The organism is Pantoea sp. LMR881 (assembly GCF_027157825.1).
GTDB lineage: Bacteria > Pseudomonadota > Gammaproteobacteria > Enterobacterales > Enterobacteriaceae > Pantoea > Pantoea haifensis.
This window is the reverse complement of sequence record NZ_JAPVOK010000002.1, coordinates 3,499,366-3,522,876: the sequence shown is the minus strand read 5'-3', so window position 1 is coordinate 3,522,876 and position 23,511 is coordinate 3,499,366. Positions and strand designations below refer to the sequence as shown.

Sequence of the window (23,511 nt, the reverse complement as noted above, 5' to 3'; positions counted from 1 at the left end):
GATGAATAACTTAAATGTAATTATTGCCGATGACCATCCAATTGTTCTTTTCGGTATCCGAAAGTCTCTTGAACAAATTGAATGGGTTAACGTTGTAGGTGAGTTCGAAGACTCAACAGCATTAATTAACAACTTATCCAAACTGGATGCCAACGTTCTGATCACCGATCTTTCTATGCCCGGTGAGAAATATGGCGATGGCATTACGCTGATTAAATACATTAAACGTCACTATCCCGATTTGTCGATTATTGTTCTGACCATGAACAATAACCCGGCGATTCTTAGCTCCGTGTTGGATCTTGATATTGAAGGCATTGTGCTGAAGCAAGGCGCGCCAACCGACCTGCCAAAGGCGCTGGCTGCATTGCAAAAAGGCAAGAAATATACGCCAGAAAGCGTGGCGAAGCTGCTTGAGAAAATTAGTGCCGGTGGCTATGGCGATAAGCGTCTGTCGCCAAAAGAGAGTGAAGTTTTGCGTCTGTTCGCTGAAGGTTTCCTGGTGACTGAGATCGCCAAGAAGCTGAATCGCAGCATCAAAACCATCAGTAGCCAGAAGAAGTCGGCGATGATGAAGTTGGGTGTTGATAACGATATTGCGCTGCTGAACTATCTTTCATCGGTCAGTGCGACGCAAGTCGACAAAGAATAAGCGGTTCCCCAGGCGGTACATTGCGTACCGCCTGTTTTTTGACTCTACCCTTCTCGCGTTTTACGCACCCGCTCCGCATAAATCGCCAGCGTCACCTTCAGCACATCCAGCGTAACTGGTTTCGACAGGCAGTTATCCATCCCCGCATCCATACAGCGTTGTTTCTCTTCAGCCAGCGCATTCGCCGTGACGCCGACCACCGGGAAGACGTGTCCCAGCTGACGCAAACGCTGTGTCAGACGATAACCATCCATGTTCGGCATGTTGACGTCGGTCAGCACGATATCAATTTCATTGCGGCTTAAGACATTGAGCGCATCGATGCCATCCTGGGCTGTTTTGACCTGATAGCCCAGGGTGCCAAGCTGTTCGGAGAGCAGCATACGGTTTATCGGATGATCATCAACAATCAGTACCATGATATCGTCGTTGTGCACCTTCTCTTCTACTGGCCCCGCCAGTAGAAGTGCATCCGCTGCATCGCTGTCAACGGCGATACGGTAAATACGCGCCAGCAGAGTAGGCAATTCCTGTAGGGTTGCCGTGCTGTGCACCCAACGGCCCGGATGAATTTCACGCGGCATGTCCGCATGACCGCCGTTAAAGGTAATGATCGCGCGCAGCGGCATATCCATTTCCAGCTCATGATCGGCCAGCAGCACATCATCACTGCCAGCTTTGCCCTGATATTCGGCGACGTTAATGCCCTGCTGTTGCAGCTGCCGGGTAAGAAATTCCGCCAGATAGTCATTACGCATCGCCAGCCAGAGGGTTTTGTCCTGCATGCCCTGGAGCAGCGGAGGCGAAAGCTGTTGCCCCTGTCCCTGATAAACAGGGATCCTCACGATGAACTGGCTGCCCATACCCGGCTCAGAATCGACTTCAATATCACCATCCATCATGTTGATGAGTTTTTCGCAAATCGCCAGCCCTAAGCCGGTTCCCTGGAAATTGCGCTGCACGCCGTTGCCAACCTGGAAGAAAGGATCAAACAAGCGCGGCATCTCTTTTGCCGGAATGCCAACACCAGTATCACGTACCCGAAACGCCAGATAGCCTTCTGTCACAAAGGCATGCAGGATAATGCAGCCGGTATGGGTAAATTTGATGGCGTTATTTAACAGGTTGGAGATGACCTGTTGCAGGCGCAGCGGATCGCCATCCAGTGACTGTGGGACATCATGTTCAATGTAGCAGTACAAGGTCAGACGCTTTTTCACGACCAGCGAGAGGTAATTGCCCACAATGTGCGTAATCACCTCGCGCGGCGCGAACGGCCGTGGCTCAATCTTCAACTGTTCCGACTCAATTTTCGAAAAGTCGAGAATGTCGCTGATGATTTTAAGCAGCAAACTGGAGGAGTTGTTCATCGCCGTGACTAATGAGTCCACACCGGCAGGCAACTGTTTCGTTTGCAGCAAATCAAGGTTGCCGATAATGCCATACAGCGGTGTGCGCAGCTCATGGCTGACGGTTGCGAGGAACATCGATTTCGACTGGCTGGCCTGTTCTGCTGCGTGCGCCATTTCCTGTAGAGATTGCTCCATACGCACACGCGCTGAGACATCGACCAATACGCAGATCGCCACATTTTCATTACGATACCGCGAGTGAACAAAACTGATTTGCAGGTTGGTATTACTGCCCGTGAGCACATCGACGAAATTGACCTGCTGGCCGCCGATGATTTCATTGAGGCGCTGGCGATCTTCCTGCGTGAGCAGCGTCAGATAGTTATGTGCCAGTTCGTTACTCAGGATGTTGGTGCCATCCCGGGTGCGCAATATGCAGATGCCAACCGGCGCTGAAGCGACGATTTTGCGGTTAAACTGTTCATGTTCTTCAAGCCGATGCGCATTCTCTTCTGCCGGAAAAAACATGCGGCGTTCAAACAACCAGGCAAGGGTAAAGAGCAGTACGGCACTGAATACGTTGAGTAACAACGCATTGATCATCATCAGCCTGAGCTGATCAACCAGCACATCGGTAGAAACCGACCACACAATGCTAAGATCAGAGGGCGGCAACGGTTTTTTCAGCACCAGCTGGCGATAGCCATCAAGATAACCGAACCAGGTTTTATCATCTGGCAAATCATTCATAGAGAAACCCACGCCGCCACGCCGTGAGGTAAGCAACGGACGATAGTTTTCGTCAGTAATGGTCGCCATGACCGGCAGATTACCCGGCTGAATGAATTCGTCGAGGCGAATGTTTTGCTCAACACCCAGCAAGGCCTGCAATTTATTGGCGACGTAAACCGGCACGACCATATAGAAATTGCCGACGCCGGGCTGCGTACTGTTGTTGATCCAGTACATGGGATTACGACGCTCTTCTTCATTGCTGTTGCGATAGCGCAGTACATGCTCACGTAACGCTTTCAGGCTGCGCTCGCGATCAACATTGCTGCTGCCAATCGTAAAATCGGCAAGGCACTGATTTTCCCCGCCAAGAAAAAAATACCCGGTTAAGCTCATAAGAGGAGGCGAAGTTACTTTTCCAGTAATTGATGTAGTAACTCAGCGAGTCGAGCGAATTACGCCAGGTGTTGCTCATTGACGTGCAGTCGCCATTTGAAAACAGCGGCGTAAACTGCGGTTGAGTGGTTTTGCCTGGCATTAAGCCGGTCAGCACATCCAGTCCGCTGCTGGCGTTGGTTAAGCGATTTTCAGTAATGTACTTCAGCTCGCGCATCATGTCCGCAGAGTGCCGGATATACCATTCCACCTGGCCATAATTATTGGCAAATTCCTGACGAACCTGGTTCTCTTTATCGTGCAGCACATTAATGATGTAGAACGAGGTCAACACGGCACCTAATAACCAAATCAACAGCGCCAGCGCCCGGAATAAATAGCGCGAAATACGCAGAGTGGTGCGAAAAGAGACAAGATATTTCAAAGGGAACTCGCAGTTGGCAAGATGAAACGCATAATGATGTCAGATTGCCCATACACTAGCTTTATCGCGTGAAAAAAGCCAGCCGGGGGCGGGTTCAGCAAAGGCTTTGAGAATTTTTGAGGTTGATTGATTTGCGCCTGATGTGAGGCTGCTTTGCGACAGAACACGCCTTGTCGCGTCTCACCGCGACCCTTATCAAAAAAACGGCAGGCCGGGTTTCCCCTGACCTGCCGTTTTTAAGCGAAGATTACACTTCAGCCTGCTGACACATTACTCTTCTTCGTCTGCTGCAGGTGCGTCATCTTCATCATCGATATCCGCTTCAGGTGCGATATCTTCATCGCCTTCCGCCACAGTGCCGTCGATTGAATCCAGCTCTTCTTCTTCAACCGGTTCAGCAACACGTTGCAGTCCCACCACGTTTTCGTCTTCTGCGGTGCGGATCAGAATTACGCCCTGGGTGTTACGGCCCACGACGCTCACTTCAGACACACGGGTACGCACCAGCGTTCCGGCATCGGTGATCATCATGATCTGATCGCTGTCGACAACCTGCACTGCGCCAATCACCGGGCCATTTCGCTCGGTCACTTTGATCGAGATAACACCCTGCGTTGCACGCGACTTGGTTGGGTATTCCGTATTCGCGGTACGTTTACCGTAGCCGTTCTGCGTGACGGTAAGAATCGCACCATCTTCGCGTGGCACAATCAGCGAGACAACGCGATCGCCTTCTGCCAGCTTGATGCCACGAACACCGGATGCAGTACGACCCATAGCGCGTACAGCCGTTTCCGCGAAGCGCACCACTTTACCGGCAGCGGAGAACAGCATCGCTTCATCGTTACCGTTGGTCAGTGCCACGCCAATCAGTTCATCATCTTCACGCAGATTGACGGCGATAATACCGGCACTGCGTGGACGGCTGAACTCTTGCAGTGCGGTCTTCTTCACCGTACCGCTGGCGGTCGCCATAAAGATATTGAAGCCTTCGGTGTACTCACGCACCGGCAGGATTGCCGTGATACGCTCGTTGGCTTCCAGCGGCAGCAGGTTGACGATTGGACGTCCGCGTGCGCCACGACTCGCTTCTGGCAACTGGTAGACTTTCATCCAGTAGAGGCGGCCACGGCTTGAGAAGCAGAGGATCGTGTCATGGGTGTTTGCCACCAGCAGACGGTCGATGAAGTCTTCTTCTTTAATACGTGCAGCCGACTTACCTTTACCACCGCGACGCTGAGCTTCGTAATCGCTTAATGGCTGATACTTGACGTAACCCTGATGTGACAGCGTAACAACAACGTCTTCCTGATTGATCAGATCTTCGATATTGATGTCAGCACTGTTCGCCGTGATTTCAGTACGACGCTCATCACCAAACTGATCGCGCATTAATTCCAGCTCTTCACGAATGACTTCCATCAAACGTTCTGCGCTTTGCAGGATGTGAATCAGTTCCGCAATCTGATCGAGCAGCGTTTTGTACTCGTCCAGCAGTTTCTCATGCTCAAGGCCGGTCAGTTTTTGCAGGCGTAAATCGAGAATCGCCTGCGCCTGCTGTTCAGTCAGATAATACTGGCCGTTGCGAATACCAAACTGCTCTTCCAGCCACTCTGGACGTGCCGCGTCATCGCCAGCGCGCTCCAGCATCGCAGCAACGTTACCCAATGCCCATGCCTGCGCAATCAAACCGCTTTTCGCTTCAGCTGGGGTTGGTGCACGACGGATCAGCTCGATAATCGGATCGATGTTAGCCAGCGCAATCGCCAGGCCTTCAAGGATATGTGCGCGATCGCGTGCTTTACGCAGTTCGAAAATGGTACGGCGCGTAACCACTTCACGACGATGACGAACGAAGGCTTCCAGAATCTCCTTCAGCGTCATGATCTTTGGCTGGCCCTGATGCAGCGCCACCATGTTGATGCCAAAAGAGGTCTGCAGCTGCGTCAGTGAGTAGAGATTATTCAGGACCACTTCACCCACGGCGTCGCGTTTGATCTCAATCACGATACGCATACCGTCTTTATCAGACTCGTCACGCAGTGCGCTGATGCCTTCAATACGCTTCTCTTTCACCAGCTCCGCAATTTTTTCGATCAGGCGCGCTTTGTTCACCTGATACGGCAGCTCATGAATGATGATGGTCTCACGACCGGTTTTGGCGTCGGCTTCGACTTCGCCACGGGCGCGAATGTAAATTTTACCGCGACCGGTACGGTAGGCTTCTTCAATACCACGACGGCCATTGATAATGGCTGCTGTCGGGAAATCTGGCCCCGGAATATGCTCCATCAGCCCTTCGACGCTGATGTTCTCATCGTCAATGTAAGCCAGACAGCCGTTAATCACTTCAGTCAGGTTATGTGGCGGAATGTTGGTCGCCATACCCACAGCGATACCGGACGAGCCATTCACCAGCAGGTTAGGAATTTTGGTCGGCAGAACGTCAGGGATCTGCTCGGTGCCATCATAGTTCGGCACAAAGTCGACGGTCTCTTTTTCCAGGTCAGCTAACAGGTCGTGGGCGATTTTGGACATGCGCACTTCGGTATAACGCATCGCAGCGGCGGAGTCGCCGTCGATGGAGCCGAAGTTGCCCTGACCATCCACCAGCATGTAACGCAGGGAGAAAGGCTGAGCCATACGTACGATAGTGTCGTAAACGGCGGAATCACCATGCGGGTGATATTTACCGATAACGTCACCAACGACGCGGGCAGATTTTTTATAGGGTTTGTTCCAGTCGTTACCCAGTTCGCTCATCGCGTAGAGCACGCGACGATGCACCGGCTTCAGGCCGTCACGCACATCGGGTAAAGCTCGGCCAACGATGACCGACATGGCGTAATCGAGGTAAGAATTCTTTAATTCTTCTTCGATATTGACCGGTGTAATTTCTCTCGCAAGGTCGCTCATGGAGCCGCTATCCCTCTACTTAATCCCGGATTTTAAAGGTGCGAAAGTATATCACACTGCATTCATCTGGTGAACGTTAACCACCGATTTCACGCGCTTTTCCTTGCGTCTGAAAGATGCGCCGCAGCGGGTTAAGCGTTTATACTAAGTCCACATTTTGTCAGGAGTTACGATTCAATGAACGCACAACCGCAGAATCATCAGCACAACGTCGATGCACAGGAAATTGCCAAGTTTGAGGCCGTTGCCTCGCGCTGGTGGGATCTGGAGGGTGAATTTAAGCCGCTGCATCGCATTAACCCGCTGCGCCTCGGCTATATCGCGCAACACAGCAATGGCCTGTTTGGCAAAACGGTGCTGGATGTTGGCTGTGGTGGCGGCATTTTAGCGGAGAGCATGGCGCGTGAAGGTGCGCAGGTAACCGGGCTGGATATGGGTGCGGAGCCGCTTGAAGTCGCGCGTCTGCATGCGCTGGAGAGTGGCGTAAAACTCGATTACGTGCAGCAGACCGTTGAAGAGCACGCCGAGGCCCATGCCGGTCAATATGATGTGGTGACCTGCATGGAAATGCTGGAGCACGTGCCCGATCCACGTTCGGTGATTCACGCCTGTGCGCGTCTGGTTAAACCGGGCGGCGAAGTCTTTTTTCAACCATCAACCGCAACCCTAAAGCCTGGCTGATGGCGGTGTTCGGCGCAGAGTATGTTTTACGCATGGTGCCGCGCGGAACGCATGATGTGAAAAAGTTTATTCGCCCTTCAGAACTGCTGGGCTGGGTTGATGAAACTTCCCTGCGCGAGAAAAACATCACCGGCCTGCACTACAATCCGCTGACCAACCGCTTCAGGCTCGGCGCAGGCGTGGACGTTAACTACATGCTGCATACGCACCGGGAAAGATAATTTACCCGTTTTAGTTTCTCCTCCCCTGACGGGAGGAGAAGGTTCGTCTCAGGGAAACATCACGTTGAAGGTGGTTTTTTTCTTGGTTCGGACATCAACGCTTCCAGCGCATCCACGCAGGCAAGATAGTGCGGCGTTTTTTATATGTGCCAGTACCGCCGCTTCATCCGCGTAAGCTTCATAAATGAAGAAGCGCGTAGGGATTGCAGGATCCTGTAAGACATCGAAACGTAAATTGCCCGGCTCCTGGATTGCGCCCAGATGATTATCTTTGAACACGCGCAGAAATTCGTCGATACAGTCGGCTTTAATATTGATTTCCACCATCGTCACTTCCATGGCCCCTCTCCTAGAAGTTGTAGTTATCGATATTCTCTTTGGTAAAGACCACACGCTCAGGAAGCAACACGATGCCGTTTCCTTTCGCCTTATAATCGTAGCCCTGAACGCTGTTCTCAGAGACGGTGACTTTGCCGACATCAGGCACCTCCAGCGAATCGCCGGGATTAAGTTCGCCTTTTAACACCTGATTAGCAACCGCGATGGAAATCTTGCCCTGCTTCACCACATCCCACAGACCAAACTGCTGTACCGTGCCGCGCTTGACGTAAGGCCGCATAACGTTAGGGGTACTGAAGCCCACAATAGTGACGTCTTTACGTCCGAGGTTTTCCGCCGCCTGAGCTGCGGCCGGTAAAGCGTTGGCGTCCGGCGCGATGATCGCATCCAGATCTGTCCAGGATTTCATAATGCCCTCTGCGGTTTGCAGTGATTTAGTGGCATCGTTATAGCCATACTGAGTCGTGACAATTTCCCAGCCTGGATGATCGTTGGCGATTTTCGCTTTCGCCTCTTTAACCCACTGATTCTGATCGGTCACCGTGGGGCTGGAGTAGAAAAAAGCCACTTTGGCTTTATCTTTTTTCACCTGGCTGGCGGCCATATCCACCAGCATGCCACCCAGTTGGGTTGGCGTTCCCTGATTAATATAAATAGAGCGACATTCCGGTTTGGTATCTGAATCCCAGGTTAGTATTTTAACGCCGCGTTGCATGGCGCGCTTCAATGCCGGGCAAAGTCCGTCAGGTGAAACAGCAGCAACCACAATCGCGTTATAGCCCTGATTAACGTAGTTGTTGATCATCTGAACCTGCCCCGAAACGCTGGGTTCAGTTGGTCCGTCATAGGTGACATCCACGCCCAGGGCTTTTCCGGCGTCGGTGGCCCCTTTTCCACCGCTGGTGAAATACCCTACCCCAACCAGCTTGGGAATAAAGGCAATTCGTTCGGCGGCCTGAAGACTCATGCTGATGCCCAGCGCACAGCTAAGCGCCAGTGTTAATCCCTGCATTTTCATCATTTCTACTCCCGGTCAGATGCGGGATGTCGCGTTATTCGCGCCCGCAAACGCCAGCATAACTGGCGCACAATGCCTGGATTCAGGCTCCACGAGCGTCCAATCACCGCAAGGATCAGCAGTGCACCCGACAGCGCGCTGCTCACCTGACTCGACACCCCTACCATTTGCAGTCCCTGTTGCAGAAAGCCAATCAGCAGCGTGGCCAGCGCAGTGCCCAGAACCGATCCTGCGCCGCCGTAGATATTTGCTCCGCCCAAAACCACGGCAGTTATTGCCGGCATCAGCAAAGGTGCGCCAAGATCGGCCCGGGCCGATCCGAAATAGGCGCTCATGATCACCGCCGCGATCGCTGACGCCAGCCCGACAAGGCTGTAAAGCGTCAGTAAGGTGCGATGCACCGGTAGTGCACCGTAGCGTGCCGCACGTAAATTTTGTCCCAGCAAAAAAACGTAGCGCCCGGTGCGCGTGCGGTGCATCAAGGCCCAGAAAAGAGCACCAAGCACAACAAACAGCAGCAGCGGCATCGGCATACCCAGTGGTGTCAGGTTGATCCAGTCGGTAAAGGCGGCTGGGAAGTTACCAATGCCTTCAAAGCCGGTAGCGCCTGCCAGCCCGGAGAGCAATAAGGCGCTGCCGCCGTATAAGTAAAGCGTGCCGAGCGTGATCACCAGCGGATTCACCCCGGTCCAGAGGATCAGTGCGCCATTAAGCAAACCGCACAGGCTACCAAGCAGCAGCGCGCAGAACAGCGCCACCGGCAACGGCCACTGGTTTTGCAGCATGATCCCCAGAGCAACAGCGCACAGCCCCACCACGGCGGCGAAGGAGATATCGATACCGCCGCTGACAATCACCAGCGTCAACGGCAGCGCAACCACCCCGACAGTAATAAAATCGCTGGTGCTAAACAGCAGCGTATCAACGTCTGACATGCGGGGATTGGCCCAGCCAAAAAGTACAATTTCCAGCACCAGAAGTAGCGCCAGTGCGCCTTCCCACTTCATATATCGCTTCATTCAGTGGCTCCTCTGCGCGAGGCTGAGGGTGGCGGAGAAGGGTGCGTTCTTTTTCGCACCGGCGGCTCCCTGAAGCGGGCATATTTCTGCCGTTTTATCCGCTCCGCCAGCGCACGGCGTAATCGCCCGTCAATCACCAAAACCGCCAGTAGCACCAGACCGGAGATAAAATCGTTCCACCATGCGGGCAACCTTAGCAGCACTAACACACTGTCGATTTGGGTTAAGAACCAGGCACCCAGTACCGCACCTAACAGCGTACCCGTGCCGCCCAGCAGGCTGACGCCGCCTAACACGCAAGCGGCAATCGCTTTCATCTCCATTCCCGTTCCGGTCTGATTGGGAATAAAACCAATTTGGGCAGCGAAGACGATACCCGCCAGCGCAGCCAGTACGCCGTTCGCCGTAAAGGCCAGCAGGCGCACCTGATTAACCGGTACGCCCAGCTGGCGCGCCCCTGTAAATTATCGCCTGTGGCGTAGAAATAGCGTCCGGTGGCACTGCGTGACAGAAACAGCATCATGACGATCAGCAGGAGCACGATCATCATTCCCAATGGAGAGATACCGGCAATGAGCGGCGCGGCAAAGATTTTCAGCTGCTCCGGCAAACCCTCAATCCATTTGCCTTCGGTCAGCAGCAGCATCAGCCCGCGATATAATCCCAGCGTACCGAGCGTGGCAACAATCGCCGGAATGCGCAGTCCCGTGACCAGCACACCATTGAAAAGCCCGGCCAGCATTCCCGCGCCGAGCGTGAACAGGCAGGCAAGCGGCAACGCCATGCCCTGATTAAGCAATACGCCGAGAACGGCTGCGCACAACCCCATGGTGGAGCCAGAGGAAACGTCTATGTTGCGGGTTAGCAGCACCAGCGTTGCCCCCATCGCCAGTAAAATGGCGATCTGCGCGCTGCCAAAAATCATTCCGATCAGTTGCAGACTGACACGGCCAGGGTCCAGCACTAAGGGCAGCAGAAACAGCAGCACAATCGCCAGCAGCGTGCTTACTTCACGATGGGTTTGCAGGTATTTCAGCATGCGCGCTCTCCCGCGTTCTGTACCGACCGTCCCCAGGCCAGCTGCATGATGTTCTCAACGCTGACCGCTGAATCGGCTAACTCGCCAACCTGCTCTCCCTGATGCATGACCAGCACCCGATCTGCCAGTTGCGCGATCTCATCAAGATCTGACGAGATAATGATCAATCCGACCTGCTGCGCCACCACGCTGCGCAGTAGCTGATAGATATCCGCACGTGCAGCGACATCTACGCCGCGCGTCGGCTCATCAACAATCAACACTTTTGGCATCGCTTCCAGACAGTTTGCCAGTAACAGCTTCTGTTGATTTCCACCGGAAAGCGTCCGCGCCGCCTGATCATCACGGCTGAGTTTAATGCTCAGGGCGCGCTGATAGCGCGTCAGCACGGCTGACTCCTGGCGTGGACGTAACCACCAGCTTCGACGCCGCAGCGTCAAAGCCGTCACGTTCCAGGTCAGAGGCGCATCAGGATAAAGGCCGGAGCTTTGTCGATCTTCCGGCAGATAGACCAGCCCGGCGCGCAGTCGCTCCGCGGTAGGAAGGGTCAACAGCGATTGCGTACGCAGCCGTACTGTTCCGCTGCTGGCGCGACGTAAACCGTATAGTGTTTCCGCCAGTTCTGTGCGTCCGGCACCGACAACACCTGCCAGTCCGAGGATTTCGCCGGCACGCACCTGCAATGAAATCTCACGAAAGCCCTCACCGCTCAACGCATCTACCGCCAGTAAAACCTCTCCGTCACCGCCTGACGGGCTTGCGCCCGCCTGCAACCACAGTTGCTGTTCAGCACTCAACCGCGACGGCGTCTCTTGCGGCATCATTGCCGCCACCAGCGCGTCATCGCTAATCCCGGACAGGCTGCCTTGCAGCACGACGCAGCCGTCACGCATTACGCTGACCTGCTGAGCCAGCGCGCGAATTTCGGGCAACTTATGCGAAATAAACACCACGCCAACGCCCTGCTCCGTAAGCTGACGCACCAGCCGAAACAGACGCTCGGTTTCAACCGGCGTTAACGAGGCGGTGGGTTCATCAAGGATCAATATCTGCGCGTCGCGCATCAGGCCACGCAAAATCTCCACCAGCTGTTGGTCAGCCATCTCCAGCGAGCCAGCTAATACATCCAGTGACAGGCTGCTGCCCATCTGGCTGAGTAACCTGTGCAACCTGCTGTCGCGGGCTTGCTGGCGTGGCAGGCGAAACAGAATATTTTCACGCACCGTTAGGCTGGGAAACAGCAGCGGTTCCTGCGGTACCAGATAAATCCCCTGCTGATGCGCTTTCGCTGGCGTCATCAGGGTAAGTGGCTGGCCCGCCAGCGAGAGCGTGCCGCTGTCCGGCTGCTCAATACCGGCAATGATTTTCATCAGCGTCGATTTTCCCGCACCGTTTCCGCCAAGTAGCGCATGGATCTCCCCGGCCCGTAGCTGGAACTGAATACCCTTGAGCACCGGCACGCCCGAGAACGCTTTCGTGACATCGGTAACCTGTAAAAGCAAGGCAGACTGCTTAGCGGATTGTTGTTGCGCCATCACGGCTCCGGTAAGAACAAATGATTTCTGGATTTAATAATGTTCACAATCCTGGTTAAGCTTTACGCAGAAAACTCTCGCAGCGGTCACAGATTGCGCGTTGGTGTAGTGCACGGGTATGCTGAGCGAGAAGTTGTTGTGTGAATTGCCAGTTAGTTCACATTTTATTCACATCCCTTACAGAACAATTGATTTAACTTTTATAAAGTGTTCATTATGAAAAGCGATATCAGCCCACTTAACGGGCTAACAGTGGATAACACTATGGGTGAGGAAGAGCTGTTGGCGCGCACCGCCTGGTTCTATTACCACGACGGTCTGACCCAGAATGAAATCGGCGAGAGACTCGGCCTTACCCGGCTTAAAGTGTCGCGTCTGTTGGAAAAAGGACGTCAGTCCGGAGTGATCCGCGTCCAGATAAATTCACGCTATGAAGGCTGTCTGACGCTTGAACATGCGCTGCTTGAACGCTTTCCGCTGAAACATCTGCGCGTGGTGCCTCAGCTTAATAGCCCCAATCTCAGCCAGCGGCTGGGTGTCGGAGCCGCACAGATGTTAATGGCCGTGCTTCAGCCACAGCAGCTTCTGGCGGTGGGATTTGGTGAAACCACCATGAATACTCTGCAGCACCTGAGCGGCTTTATCGCTTCGCAGCAGATTCGGATGGTGACGCTCTCTGGAGGCGTGGGTCCTTATATGACCGGCATCGGTCAGTTAGATGCGGCGTGTGGCATCAGTATTATTCCTGCCCCCTTACGTGCTTCAAATGCCAGCGTGGCGCAAATCCTGCGTCAGGAGCGCAGCGTACAGGATGTGATGCTGGCGGCCTGTGCTGCTGATGTGGCGATTGTGGGTATCGGCGCACTGGATCAAAAGCGGCAGGCCACCATTTTGCGCTCCGGCTATATCAGCGAAGGCGAGCAGCTGCTGTATGGCCGTAAAGGCGCGGTAGGCGATATTCTCGGCTACTTTATGCGCCCGGATGGGCAGCTGGCCGATCCGATGCCAATCCATGATGAGTTGATTGCTGTCAGCCCGGAAGAGCTGGCTACGATCCCAACAGTGATGGGCGTAGCGGGCGGCAAAGAAAAAGCCGAAGCGATTGTTGCTGCCCTGAAAGGCGCACGCATCAATGCGCTGGTGACGGAAGAAGCAACGGCACGCGCAATGTTGGCTTTTCTCTAGCTATCCACTCTGCGCGGCGAAGGTTCATTTGCTGTTTTTTCATCAGGAGAAACCGAGATGACAATTTCTTACGCCCCGCATTTGATGGCACTTGATGCTGGCACCGGTAGCATCAGGGCCGTTATTTTTAACCTGCAAGGCCAGCAGGTTGCCGTCGCGCAGGCTGAATGGCACCACCTTGCGGTGCCAGATGTGCCGGGTTCAATGGAGTTCGATCTGCAAAAAAACTGGCCGCTGGCCTGTCAGTGTATTCGTCAGGTTTTGCAGCAGGCTCAGCTTCCCAGCAGCGCCATTCGCAGTATCGCCTGCTGTTCGATGCGTGAAGGCATCGTGCTGTATAACAAAGCCGGTAAAGCAATCTGGGCCTGCGCCAACGTGGATGCCCGCGCCAGCCAGGAAGTCAGCGAACTGAAATCGCTGCACAACGGTGAGTTTGAACGTGAGGTTTACGCCTGTTCAGGACAGACGCTGGCGCTGGGTGCGATGCCGCGCCTGCTGTGGCTGGCGCATCATCGCCCCGATATCTATCGCCAGGCCGCGACGCTGACCATGATCAGCGACTGGCTGGCTAAATGCCTGAGCGGTGAACTGGCGGTGGATCCCTCCAATGCCGGAACCACTGGCCTGCTTGATTTACGCACCCGCAACTGGCGGCCTGAACTTTTGGATATGGCGGGTTTACGGGGAGACATGCTTTCTCCGGTAGCGGAAACCGGTACGCTGCTGGGTCATGTGACTGCCGAAGCGGCAGATGCCTGCGGTCTGGCCACAGGCACAGTCGTGGCGATGGGCGGCGGCGATGTGCAACTCGGCACGCTGGGTTTAGGCGTGGTTGAGCCAGGTGAAACGGCGGTGCTGGGCGGCACGTTCTGGCAACAGGTGGTCAATTTACCGCAGCCGCAGGTCGATCCGGCGATGAACATTCGCGTTAACCCGCATGTGATCCCGGTATGGCTCAGGCCGAAGCGATCAGCTTTTTTACCGGGCTGGTAATGCGCTGGTTTCGTGATGCGTTTTGCAGCGAAGAGAAACAACTGGCAGAGCGCCTTGGCGTAGGCTGCTATAGCCTGCTGGAAGCGATGGCGGCGCGTGTTCCCGTCGGTGCCTGGGGTGTGATGCCGGTCTTTTCTGATGCCATGCACTTCAATAAGTGGTATCACGCTGCCCCGTCATTTATTAATCTCTCAATCGATCCTGAACGCTGCAATAAACAGACGCTTTTTCGCGCACTGGAAGAGAATGCCGCGATCGTTTCTGCCTGCAACCTTGACCAGGTCACCGCTTTTTCCGGGGTGCGCGCTTCACATCTGGTATTTGCTGGCGGGGGCGAATGGCAAACTCTGGAGCCAGATCCTCAGTGACGTTACCGGACTGGCAGTAAAAGTACCGCAGGTTAAAGAAGCCACCGCCCTGGGCTGTGCTATCGCAGCCGGGGTTGCCGCTGGCGTTTATGACAATTTAGGCGATACCGGCCGTGCCCTGGTGCAGTGGGAACGGGAATATCAGCCCAACAGTGAAAACCATGCGCTTTATCAGCAGCAAAAAGCCACCTGGCAAAAAGTGTACGCTGATCAACTCACCCTGGTGGATAGCGGCCTGACGACATCCATGTGGAAAGCGCCAGGTTTGTAAGCGCATGCCGTGATGGGAAGTTAACGCCTTTGTCATAAAAAATTCATCACCTGTTCTGGCTAAGCCCGCCAGGGATAAGCCTGCTGACGCATTTTTGTACCAGGAAATTTTTCTTAGGGCAGCGATTGAATAAGAAATACGCGCTCGATCAAAAATAGGAATTTTTTCCTAAACCCGTTGACATGATGGCGGGCCTTACAACACGCGGCTTAAGAAATTTCGCAAAAAAACAACCCCCGTAACTATCATTTTTTCCTCTTGTTAAGCTGCGACAAATTACTAGAATAAGCCTTCATATAGTTATGATTTTGCCCGTAACCCCTAGATGTAGTGTTTATCCACAACATTATTCACAATGAATATGCTGTGCATAACACGGGATTTCTTTTAATTTTTGCATACTCACGCAAAGGTAAAAACGCGACATGAACCAAAGTCTGCTCGTTACTAAACGCGATGGCCGCCAGGAGCGCATTGATCTCGACAAAATTCACCGTGTACTGGACTGGGCAGCCGAAGGGTTGAACAACGTTTCCGTTTCTCAGGTTGAATTGCGCTCCCACATTCAGTTCTATGATGGCATTAAAACGTCTGACATCCATGAGACCATCATCAAGGCCGCTGCAGACCTTATTTCTCGCGATGCCCCTGATTATCAATATCTCGCTGCGCGTTTAGCAATTTTCCATCTGCGCAAAAAGGCCTACGGTCAGTTTGAACCTCCGAAGCTGTACGATCAGGTGGTCAAAATGGTTGAGATGGGTAAATACGATCGCCATCTGCTGGAAGACTACAGTGTCGAAGAGTTCGAGCAGATGGATGCGTTTCTTGACCACTGGCGTGATATGAACTTCTCCTATGCTGCCGTGAAGCAGCTTGAAGGCAAATATCTGGTGCAGAACCGCGTCTCAGGTGAAATCTACGAGAGCGCGCAGTTCCTGTATATCCTGGTCGCTGCCTGTCTGTTCTCAGCGTATCCGCGTGAAACGCGCATGGATTATATCAGGCGTTTCTATGATGCGATCTCGACCTTTAAAATCTCACTGCCGACGCCAATTATGTCCGGTGTGCGTACCCCTACACGCCAGTTCAGCTCCTGCGTGCTGATTGAGTGTGGCGACAGCCTTGACTCTATCAACGCCACCTCCAGCGCGATTGTGAAATATGTCTCTCAGCGTGCCGGTATCGGTATCAATGCGGGTCGTATCCGTGCGCTTGGCAGCCCAATTCGTGGCGGCGAAGCCTTCCACACCGGCTGTATTCCGTTCTACAAGCACTTCCAGACAGCAGTTAAATCCTGCTCTCAGGGCGGCGTGCGCGGCGGTGCGGCGACGCTGTTCTACCCAATGTGGCATCTGGAAGTGGAAAGCCTGCTGGTGCTGAAAAACAACCGTGGTGTTGAAGGCAACCGCGTGCGTCATATGGATTACGGCGTACAGCTCAACAAACTGATGTATCAGCGCCTGCTCAAAGGCGAAGAGATCACGCTGTTCAGCCCGTCTGACGTGCCTGGCCTGTATGATGCTTTCTTTGCCGATCAGGATGAATTTGAGCGTCTTTACACCAAATATGAAAAAGACGACAGCATTCGCAAACAGCGCGTGAAAGCCGTTGACCTGTTCTCGCTGATGATGCAGGAGCGCGCTTCTACAGGCCGTATCTATATCCAGAACGTCGATCACTGCAATACGCACAGCCCGTTCGATGCCAGCATTGCGCCGGTTCGCCAGTCCAACCTGTGCCTGGAAATTGCGCTGCCAACCAAGCCGCTGCAGGACGTGAACGACGAAAACGGTGAAATTGCGCTCTGTACGTTGTCTGCCTTCAACCTGGGTGCCATCGAAAGCCTTGATGACCTGGAAGAGCTGGCAACCCTGGCAGTGCGGGCACTTGATGCGCTGCTCGACTATCAGGATTACCCAATCCCTGCGGCTAAACGTGGCGCAATGGGTCGCCGCACGCTGGGAATTGGTGTGATCAACTTCGCCTACTATCTGGCGAAACATGGCGTGCGCTACTCAGACGGCAGTGCCAATAACCTGACGCACAAAACGTTCGAAGCGATTCAGTATTATCTGCTGAAAGCCTCAAACGCGCTGGCGAAAGAGCAAGGTGCCTGCCCGTGGTTCAATGAAACCACCTATGCGCAAGGCATTATGCCGATCGATACTTACAAGAAAGATCTGGATGCGATCTGCAACGAGCCGCTGCATCTGGACTGGGAAGGTCTGCGTGAGCAGGTCAAAACCCACGGCCTGCGCAACTCCACGCTCTCTGCACTGATGCCGTCTGAGACCTCTTCACAGATCTCCAATGCCACCAACGGTATTGAACCGCCGCGCGGCCACATCAGTATTAAAGCGTCGAAGGATGGCATTCTGCGTCAGGTGGTACCGGAGTATGAGCGTCTGAAAGATCAGTACGAACTGCTGTGGGAAATGCCGAACAATGACGGTTATCTGCAACTGGTTGGCCTGATGCAGAAATTTATCGACCAGGCGATTTCGTCTAACACTAACTACGATCCGTCGCGCTTTGCCAACGGTAAAGTCCCGATGAAGCAGCTGCTGAAAGATCTGCTGACAGCCTACAAGTTTGGTGTGAAAACGCTGTATTACCAAAACACCCGTGACGGTGCAGAAGATGCGCAGGATGACCTCGCACCTTCAATCCAGGATGATGGCTGCGAAAGCGGCGCGTGTAAAATCTAACGGTCAGGCGGGGATCTCTCCCGCCTTCGCTATTTCACGGGGCAGCTTCGCGCCCCGTTTACCATTGGACAGTTTGTATGGCTTACTCCACTTTTTCTCAGAACAAAAATGATCAGCTGAAAGAACCGATGTTCTTCGGTCAGTCTGTTAACGTGGCCCGGTTCGATCAGCAAAAATATGACATCTTTGAAAAACTGATCGAGAAACAGCTCTCGTTTTTCTGGCGTCCGGAAGAAGTTGATGTGTCACGCGATCGCATCGACTATCAGGCGCTGCCAGAGCATGAGAAACACATTTTCATCAGTAACCTGAAGTATCAGACGCTGCTGGACTCTATTCAGGGTCGTAGCCCGAACGTGGCACTGCTGCCGTTGATTTCTATCCCGGAGCTGGAAACCTGGATTGAAACCTGGGCGTTCTCGGAGACTATCCACTCACGTTCTTACACCCACATCATCCGGAATATCGTTAACGATCCGGCTGTGGTATTTGACGATATCGTGACGAACGAGCAGATCCTCGCACGCGCGCAGGATATCTCTAAGTACTACGATGATCTGATCGAAATGACCAATTACTGGCATCTGTTAGGTGAAGGAACCCATCAGGTTAATGGTAAAACCGTTACCGTTAATCTGCGTGCACTGAAGAAACAGCTCTACATCTGCCTGATGAGTGTTAATGCGCTGGAAGCGATTCGCTTCTATGTCAGCTTCGCCTGCTCCTTCGCCTTCGCTGAACGTGAACTGATGGAAGGCAATGCTAAAATCATTCGTTTGATTGCACGTGACGAAGCACTGCACCTGACCGGCACCCAGCACATGTTAAACCTGATGCGCACCGGTGAAGACGATCCAGAAATGAAAGAGATTGCGGCTGAATGCCGTGATGAGTGTTTCGATCTGTTTAAAAAAGCAGCAGATCAGGAAAAAGAGTGGGCAGAATATCTGTTCAGCGGCGGCTCAATGATTGGCCTGAATAAAGATATTCTTTGCCAGTACATTGAGTACATCACCAATATCCGCATGCAGGCAGTGGGCCTTGATCTGCCGTTCCAGACCCGCTCGAACCCGATCCCCTGGATTAACTCATGGCTGGTGTCTGATAATGTACAGGTTGCGCCACAGGAAGTAGAAGTCAGCTCTTATCTGGTCGGTCAGATCGATTCAGAAGTAGGCGAAGACGACTTTAACGATTTCCAGCTCTAGTCATGAGCCGTTCTGTTGTTATTCTGCGCACCTCCGGCACGCGGCTGGAGTGCGCAGACGATCACCCAAACCTGCTTCAGATGCTCGAAGCGCAAAATATTTGTGTAGAGTTTCAGTGTCGCGAAGGTTACTGCGGCTCCTGTCGGACGCGCTTGCTGAAAGGTGAAGTGCATTACGCGGAAAAGCCACTGGCCTTTGTTGAACAGGGTGAAATTTTGCCCTGCTGCTGCAAAGCAAAGGGTGAGATTGAGATCGCGCTGTGATAAACCGGGCGTCAGCAAGACGCCCGTTTAACTTAATGCTTCACCGTTTCCAGAATATCAATCCAGCCGTGGCCGGTACTGACTTCGCTGCCCTGTAACCAGCGGCGCAACATATTCATCGCCATCATGGCGACCACTTTCTGCCGTATTTCCTGATTGTGACGACCGTGCGCAAACTTCACCCGCTGTCCCCAGGAGGCTTCTGGCGTATGCAGCGCCACAGCTATTTCACCGTCTACTAACGCACCAACGGATAATGCCAACGGCGTCTGTTGACGCGTGGCCAGCATCTGTGTGCGCATCACCTGCACTTCCAGCGCCTCGTCCTGCTCAGGTAAAAGCTCAGCAGCACTGAGCGGCACTTCGGCAGCGGCTAACTGCCAGTGCAACAAGCCAGCGGTAAACTGCTCACTCACCGCCAGACGAAAATCCCGTGATTTCAGTTCACGCGCCAGCAGCGCCGGTAAACCTTCGGTGCCTTCGAAAATCGTGCATTCTGCCAGTTGCAGACGCACCTGTTGCCAGACCTGTTCCATCGCCACGCGCTGGCTGGCAGGACCGGTAAGCTTGATTTCAATAATGGGCATAGAAGAGCGGTATCCCATTACCGCCCCTTCTGGTAGCGCGAACGGCTCCAGCTCTGCTGCTAAATCGCTTTCACCGCGACCAAATGTCGTCAGACGCAAACAGAGCGGCGGCTCCGGCAATTCAAAGGCGCTTTTCAGGCGGGGAATAATCTGTTGCTCAACCATGACTTTAAATTCGGACGGCACGCCTGGCGTAAAGAAGATCCAGCAACGATTGAGTTTTAAGGCAAAACCGCAGGCAGTGCCAACCGGATTATCCAGCATTTCTGCATTGGCTGGGATCTCAGCCTGTTTACGATTGCTGGCTGCCATCGGGCGTCCACGACTGGCAAACCAGGCTTCCATTTTCTCCAGCCAGGCCTGTTGCAGCACCAGCTCAACGCCACAGGCAGCAGCTGCGGCCTGAGCACTGAGGTCGTCACTGGTCGGGCCGAGGCCGCCGTTGACAATCAAAACATCCGCTTCCAGACTGCGCGCCTTTAACGTTTCCACCAGCGAAGCCATCGCATCGCCAACAGTAGTGCGACTGGTCATTGGTAATCCGTGCTGGAACAGCACATCAGCCAGCCAGGCCGCATTGGTATCGACGATTTGGCCATGCAGCACCTCATCACCGGTTGACAACATCTCAACTCTTATCACGTTTCGTTCTCCTTTTGCCGGTGTTTTTACTGTAAGAGGCCTGTGGACGAAACACAATCTGTCGCATGAATCTGTGCGGGTTACAGCAAAAAAATGCCAATAAAAACGGCGGGATAACCCCACCGTTTGTTATTTTTATTGCTGATGTCGTTTAGCGGCGTGCCAGCAGTAAACCTAATACCAGCCCGGCGGTTGCGCCGATACCGATGCCCTGCCAGGGTTTCTCATGCACATAATCATCTGCACGATAAGCGGCTTGTTTAGCACGATAGTAATAGCTGTCTGACGCATGGCTGACGCGCGATTTCACATCATGCAGCGCCTGCTCCGCTTTGGTTTTGAGCTCAATGTACTTCTGGTCAGCCGGATCGCCTGATGACTTTAACACCTCTTCCAGCGTCTCGGTCAGCAGGGTTAAATCATCATCCAGGCCAGTCTCAAACGGTTCGTTCTGTTTTTCCATTGTTTCCTCCGTGTGCATTGCAAAGCAGTTCATTAACTATAGCCCCTTATTTCCGCTCTGCCGTAAACCCGCACCAGGAATCACCCGAGATTTCATCTGCTAACGTTAAGGTTGCTTGCACGCTACGTCTGAGACATACGCAAAGAAGTGTAATCCTGACGTGCGCCGCGTGAATTTCTCTTCGCTTCTTTGATTAATCTGATAAATTTTGTGCGGACTGAATTTTTCAAAGACCCGGCTGTCGTACCCTCCTGTTGCCTGCGATTATCAGGCCATGAAAGTGCTTTTTGCACGACAGTCACGACAAACTCGAACAGCTAAGGAAAGATTTCTGGCATGAATCGAAGAATGTTTATGAAAGCGTCAATGGCCTTCTCCGCTGTCAGCGGTATGACCGGCCTGTCAACGCTGTTTGCGCAATCCGCCTGGGCAGAAGATGGCATTGCTGACGGAACCGCAGTACGCTTCGATTTCGACGTATTGAAGAAAAAAGCGGCAAATCTGGCAAAGCAACCGTGGAGCGGCGCGCCGGGCGCACTTCCCGAAACGTTGGCCACTCTGACACCGCAGGCGTACAACGAAATTCAGTACGACGCCAGCCACTCATTGTGGAATAACATTGCTGACCGCCAGCTTGATGTGCAGTTCTTTCACGTGGGCATGGGCTTTAAGCGCCGCATTCGCATGTTTTCTGTCGAGGCTGACAGCCGTGAAGCGCGTGAAATTCACTTCCGCCCCGAACTGTTTAACTACAACAACGCCAAAGTCGACACCAGACAGTTAGAAGGTAAGAACGATCTGGGCTTTGCTGGCTTCCGTGCCTTTAAAAAACCTGAGCTTGCACGTCGCGATATCGTCTCCTTTTTAGGTGCCAGCTATTTCCGTGCGGTTGATGAAACCTTTCAATATGGCTTATCGGCCCGTGGCGTTGCCGTAAATACCTTCAGCAACGGCCAGGAAGAGTTCCCCGATTTCACTGCATTCTGGTTTGAAACGCCTGATGCCAACGACACCACCTTTACCTGCTACGCCTTGCTGGATGGTGCCAGCCTGACGGGAGCGTACAAATTTATCATTCATTGCGAAGATAAACGTGTCGTAATGGAAGTTGAAAATCATCTCTATGCACGTAAAGAGATTCGTCAGCTTGGCATTTCACCCATGACCAGTATGTTTAGCTGCGGCACTAACGAACGTCGTATGTGCAACACTTACCATCCGCAGATTCATGACTCCGATCGTCTGGCGATGTGGACCGGTAAAGGTGAGTGGATTGCCCGTCCGCTGAATAATCCGCAGCGTTTGCAATTTAATGCTTACGAAGATGAAAACCCGCGTGGCTTTGGTCTGCTTCAGCTCAATCATGACTTCAAAGATTATCAGGATGTGATTGGCTGGTACGACAAACGCCCGAGCCTGTGGGTCGAGCCGATGGGTAAATGGGGCAAAGGGGCCATCAATTTGATGGAAATCCCCACCACGGGCGAAACGCTGGATAACATCGTCTGTTTCTGGCAACCGGCAGAACCGGTTAAAGCGGGCAGCGAATTCAGCTTCTCTTATAAACTTTACTGGAGCGGCTTGCCGCCGGTTCGCAGCGATCTGGCCCGTGTTGACGCCACGCGCACCGGCATTGGCGGCTTCCCGGAAGGTTGGGCGCCAGGCGAACACTTCCCGGATACGTGGTGCCGTCGCTTCGCCATCGACTTTATCGGCGGCGATCTGAAAGCGGCGGCGCCGAAAGGCATCGAGCCGGTTATTACCGTGTCGTCGGGCACCTTTAAACAGGTGGAGATCCTCTACGTCGAGCCAATTAACGGCTATCGCATTCTGTTTGACTGGTATCCAGACAGCAGTGCCACTACGCCGGTAGAGATGCGCCTGTTCCTGCGAACAAAAGATGAAACGCTGAGTGAAACCTGGCTTTATCAATACTTCCCGCCACCGCCAGACCAGCGTAAATACGTTGATGACCGGCAGATGACGGTGAGTTAAACAAAACGGCGAGGGTAATCCTCGCCGTTGTTATTTCTGCATATCGATGTGAGGAATATTATCTTCAAGATAAACTTCGCTGACCACCGCAAAACCATGTCCGGCATAAAACCGCTGTAAGTGTGCCTGTGCCGAGAGAAAGACGCTGTGCGCTGGCCAGTGTTGCGCGCAGATCGCCAGCGCCTGCTCTATTAAGCGATGACCCAAATTAAGGCCGCGCGCCTTATCCGAAACGATCACCCGACCCATTTTCACCGGCTCGCCAGCCTCTTTCGCCGCGAGAATACGCGCATAGGCCACCACATCGTCGCCGCGTACGCCAAGCAGATGGCGATTATCCGCCACCAGATCCTGACCATCGATATCCAGATAGGGACAATTTTGCTCCACCACAAAGACGGTATTGCGCAACGCCAGCACGGCATAAAGCTGCTGCACGGTTAAATCACGATGGTGTAAATCCAGCCAGATAATATCCATAGGTTCTCCTTGTTAACGCCG

General features: G+C 53.4%; 13 protein-coding genes and 5 pseudogenes. 8 read left to right on the top strand and 10 right to left on the bottom strand.

The annotated features are described in order from the left end of the window. The first annotated feature begins 1 nt into the window (after position 1). On the top strand, positions 2-652 hold the full coding sequence (gene rcsB, locus O3W44_RS18455) for a response regulator transcription factor RcsB (protein WP_269294187.1): 651 nt from the start codon (positions 2-4) through the stop codon (positions 650-652). 44 nt (positions 653-696) lie between these two features. Here the strand turns inward: rcsB and rcsC are convergent. Further along, a pseudogene (gene rcsC / locus O3W44_RS18450) lies at positions 697-3,556 on the bottom strand (two-component system sensor histidine kinase RcsC). A gap of 270 nt (positions 3,557-3,826) precedes the next feature. After that, entirely contained in the window at positions 3,827-6,472 is a 2,646-nt protein-coding gene (gene gyrA, locus O3W44_RS18445) for a DNA topoisomerase (ATP-hydrolyzing) subunit A (RefSeq protein ID WP_269294186.1), read from the bottom strand. 177 nt (positions 6,473-6,649) lie between these two features. Here gyrA and ubiG point away from each other — a divergent pair. Next, positions 6,650-7,374 (top strand): annotated as a pseudogene (gene ubiG, locus O3W44_RS18440) (bifunctional 2-polyprenyl-6-hydroxyphenol methylase/3-demethylubiquinol 3-O-methyltransferase UbiG). Positions 7,375-7,433: 59 nt separating this feature from the next. On the opposite strand, the pseudogene lsrG reads toward ubiG, so the two are convergent. From lsrG to lsrA, 5 genes and pseudogenes are all read right to left on the bottom strand, one after another. Continuing rightward, a pseudogene (lsrG, locus tag O3W44_RS18435) lies at positions 7,434-7,713 on the bottom strand ((4S)-4-hydroxy-5-phosphonooxypentane-2,3-dione isomerase). Positions 7,714-7,723: 10 nt separating this feature from the next. Further along, positions 7,724-8,731, bottom strand: a complete 1,008-nt coding sequence (lsrB, locus tag O3W44_RS18430) for an autoinducer 2 ABC transporter substrate-binding protein LsrB (protein ID WP_269294485.1) — start codon at positions 8,729-8,731, stop codon at positions 7,724-7,726. A gap of 5 nt (positions 8,732-8,736) precedes the next feature. Beyond that, positions 8,737-9,750 carry an autoinducer 2 ABC transporter permease LsrD gene (gene lsrD, locus O3W44_RS18425; protein ID WP_269294185.1) on the bottom strand — a complete coding sequence of 338 codons (1,014 nt, stop codon included), beginning with the start codon at positions 9,748-9,750 and terminating at the stop codon, positions 8,737-8,739. Beyond that, a pseudogene (gene lsrC, locus O3W44_RS18420) lies at positions 9,747-10,789 on the bottom strand (autoinducer 2 ABC transporter permease LsrC). The gene lsrD and the pseudogene lsrC overlap by 4 nt, the downstream one beginning before the upstream one ends. Further along, positions 10,783-12,324, bottom strand: coding sequence for an autoinducer 2 ABC transporter ATP-binding protein LsrA (gene lsrA / locus O3W44_RS18415; protein WP_269294184.1), 1,542 nt, complete (start codon positions 12,322-12,324; stop codon positions 10,783-10,785). Before lsrA ends, lsrC begins: the two are co-directional and overlap by 7 nt. 216 nt (positions 12,325-12,540) lie before the next feature. Between lsrA and lsrR the strand changes: the two genes are divergently transcribed. The 5 genes and pseudogenes from lsrR (at position 12,541) to yfaE (ending at position 19,323) form a co-directional block, all read left to right on the top strand. After that, a complete protein-coding gene (gene lsrR, locus O3W44_RS18410; protein ID WP_269294183.1) occupies positions 12,541-13,509 on the top strand; it encodes a transcriptional regulator LsrR in 969 nt (322 codons plus the stop codon). 57 nt (positions 13,510-13,566) lie between these two features. Beyond that, positions 13,567-15,141, top strand: a pseudogene (lsrK, locus tag O3W44_RS18405) (autoinducer-2 kinase). 425 nt (positions 15,142-15,566) lie between these two features. Continuing rightward, a complete protein-coding gene (nrdA, locus tag O3W44_RS18400) occupies positions 15,567-17,852 on the top strand; it encodes a class 1a ribonucleoside-diphosphate reductase subunit alpha (protein WP_269294182.1) in 2,286 nt (761 codons plus the stop codon). 77 nt (positions 17,853-17,929) lie between these two features. Then, positions 17,930-19,060 (top strand): class Ia ribonucleoside-diphosphate reductase subunit beta, encoded by a 1,131-nt coding sequence (gene nrdB, locus O3W44_RS18395; protein ID WP_269294181.1) that lies wholly within the window; start codon positions 17,930-17,932, stop codon positions 19,058-19,060. 2 nt (positions 19,061-19,062) lie between these two features. Beyond that, complete coding sequence (yfaE, locus tag O3W44_RS18390) at positions 19,063-19,323, top strand: class I ribonucleotide reductase maintenance protein YfaE (RefSeq protein WP_269294180.1); 261 nt, start codon at positions 19,063-19,065, stop codon at positions 19,321-19,323. 32 nt (positions 19,324-19,355) lie between these two features. Here the strand turns inward: yfaE and O3W44_RS18385 are convergent, their stop codons facing one another. Next, positions 19,356-20,552, bottom strand: a complete 1,197-nt coding sequence (locus tag O3W44_RS18385) for a nicotinamide mononucleotide deamidase-related protein YfaY (protein WP_269294179.1) — start codon at positions 20,550-20,552, stop codon at positions 19,356-19,358. Positions 20,553-20,703: 151 nt separating this feature from the next. Continuing rightward, entirely contained in the window at positions 20,704-21,015 is a 312-nt protein-coding gene (elaB, locus tag O3W44_RS18380) for a stress response protein ElaB (protein ID WP_269294178.1), read from the bottom strand. Positions 21,016-21,351: 336 nt separating this feature from the next. Here elaB and O3W44_RS18375 point away from each other — a divergent pair, with 336 nt between their 5' ends. Then, a complete protein-coding gene (locus O3W44_RS18375) occupies positions 21,352-23,010 on the top strand; it encodes a glucan biosynthesis protein D (RefSeq protein WP_269294177.1) in 1,659 nt (552 codons plus the stop codon). 30 nt (positions 23,011-23,040) lie between these two features. Here O3W44_RS18375 and O3W44_RS18370 read toward each other — a convergent pair whose 3' ends face one another. Then, a complete protein-coding gene (locus O3W44_RS18370; RefSeq protein WP_269294176.1) occupies positions 23,041-23,490 on the bottom strand; it encodes a GNAT family N-acetyltransferase in 450 nt (149 codons plus the stop codon). Positions 23,491-23,511 lie beyond the last annotated feature (21 nt).

Excerpts from the sequence above, each read along its gene's own strand:
- rcsB (WP_269294187.1), top strand. The coding sequence starts at position 2 with ATGAATAACTTAAATGTAATTATTGCCGATGACCATCCAATTGTTCTT.
- gyrA (WP_269294186.1), bottom strand. The coding sequence starts at position 6,472 with ATGAGCGACCTTGCGAGAGAAATTACACCGGTCAATATCGAAGAAGAA.
- lsrB (WP_269294485.1), bottom strand. The coding sequence starts at position 8,731 with ATGAAAATGCAGGGATTAACACTGGCGCTTAGCTGTGCGCTGGGCATC.
- lsrD (WP_269294185.1), bottom strand. The coding sequence starts at position 9,750 with ATGAAGCGATATATGAAGTGGGAAGGCGCACTGGCGCTACTTCTGGTG.
- lsrA (WP_269294184.1), bottom strand. The coding sequence starts at position 12,324 with ATGGCGCAACAACAATCCGCTAAGCAGTCTGCCTTGCTTTTACAGGTT.
- lsrR (WP_269294183.1), top strand. The coding sequence starts at position 12,541 with ATGAAAAGCGATATCAGCCCACTTAACGGGCTAACAGTGGATAACACT.
- nrdA (WP_269294182.1), top strand. The coding sequence starts at position 15,567 with ATGAACCAAAGTCTGCTCGTTACTAAACGCGATGGCCGCCAGGAGCGC.
- nrdB (WP_269294181.1), top strand. The coding sequence starts at position 17,930 with ATGGCTTACTCCACTTTTTCTCAGAACAAAAATGATCAGCTGAAAGAA.
- yfaE (WP_269294180.1), top strand. The coding sequence starts at position 19,063 with ATGAGCCGTTCTGTTGTTATTCTGCGCACCTCCGGCACGCGGCTGGAG.
- elaB (WP_269294178.1), bottom strand. The coding sequence starts at position 21,015 with ATGGAAAAACAGAACGAACCGTTTGAGACTGGCCTGGATGATGATTTA.
- O3W44_RS18375 (WP_269294177.1), top strand. The coding sequence starts at position 21,352 with ATGAATCGAAGAATGTTTATGAAAGCGTCAATGGCCTTCTCCGCTGTC.
- O3W44_RS18370 (WP_269294176.1), bottom strand. The coding sequence starts at position 23,490 with ATGGATATTATCTGGCTGGATTTACACCATCGTGATTTAACCGTGCAG.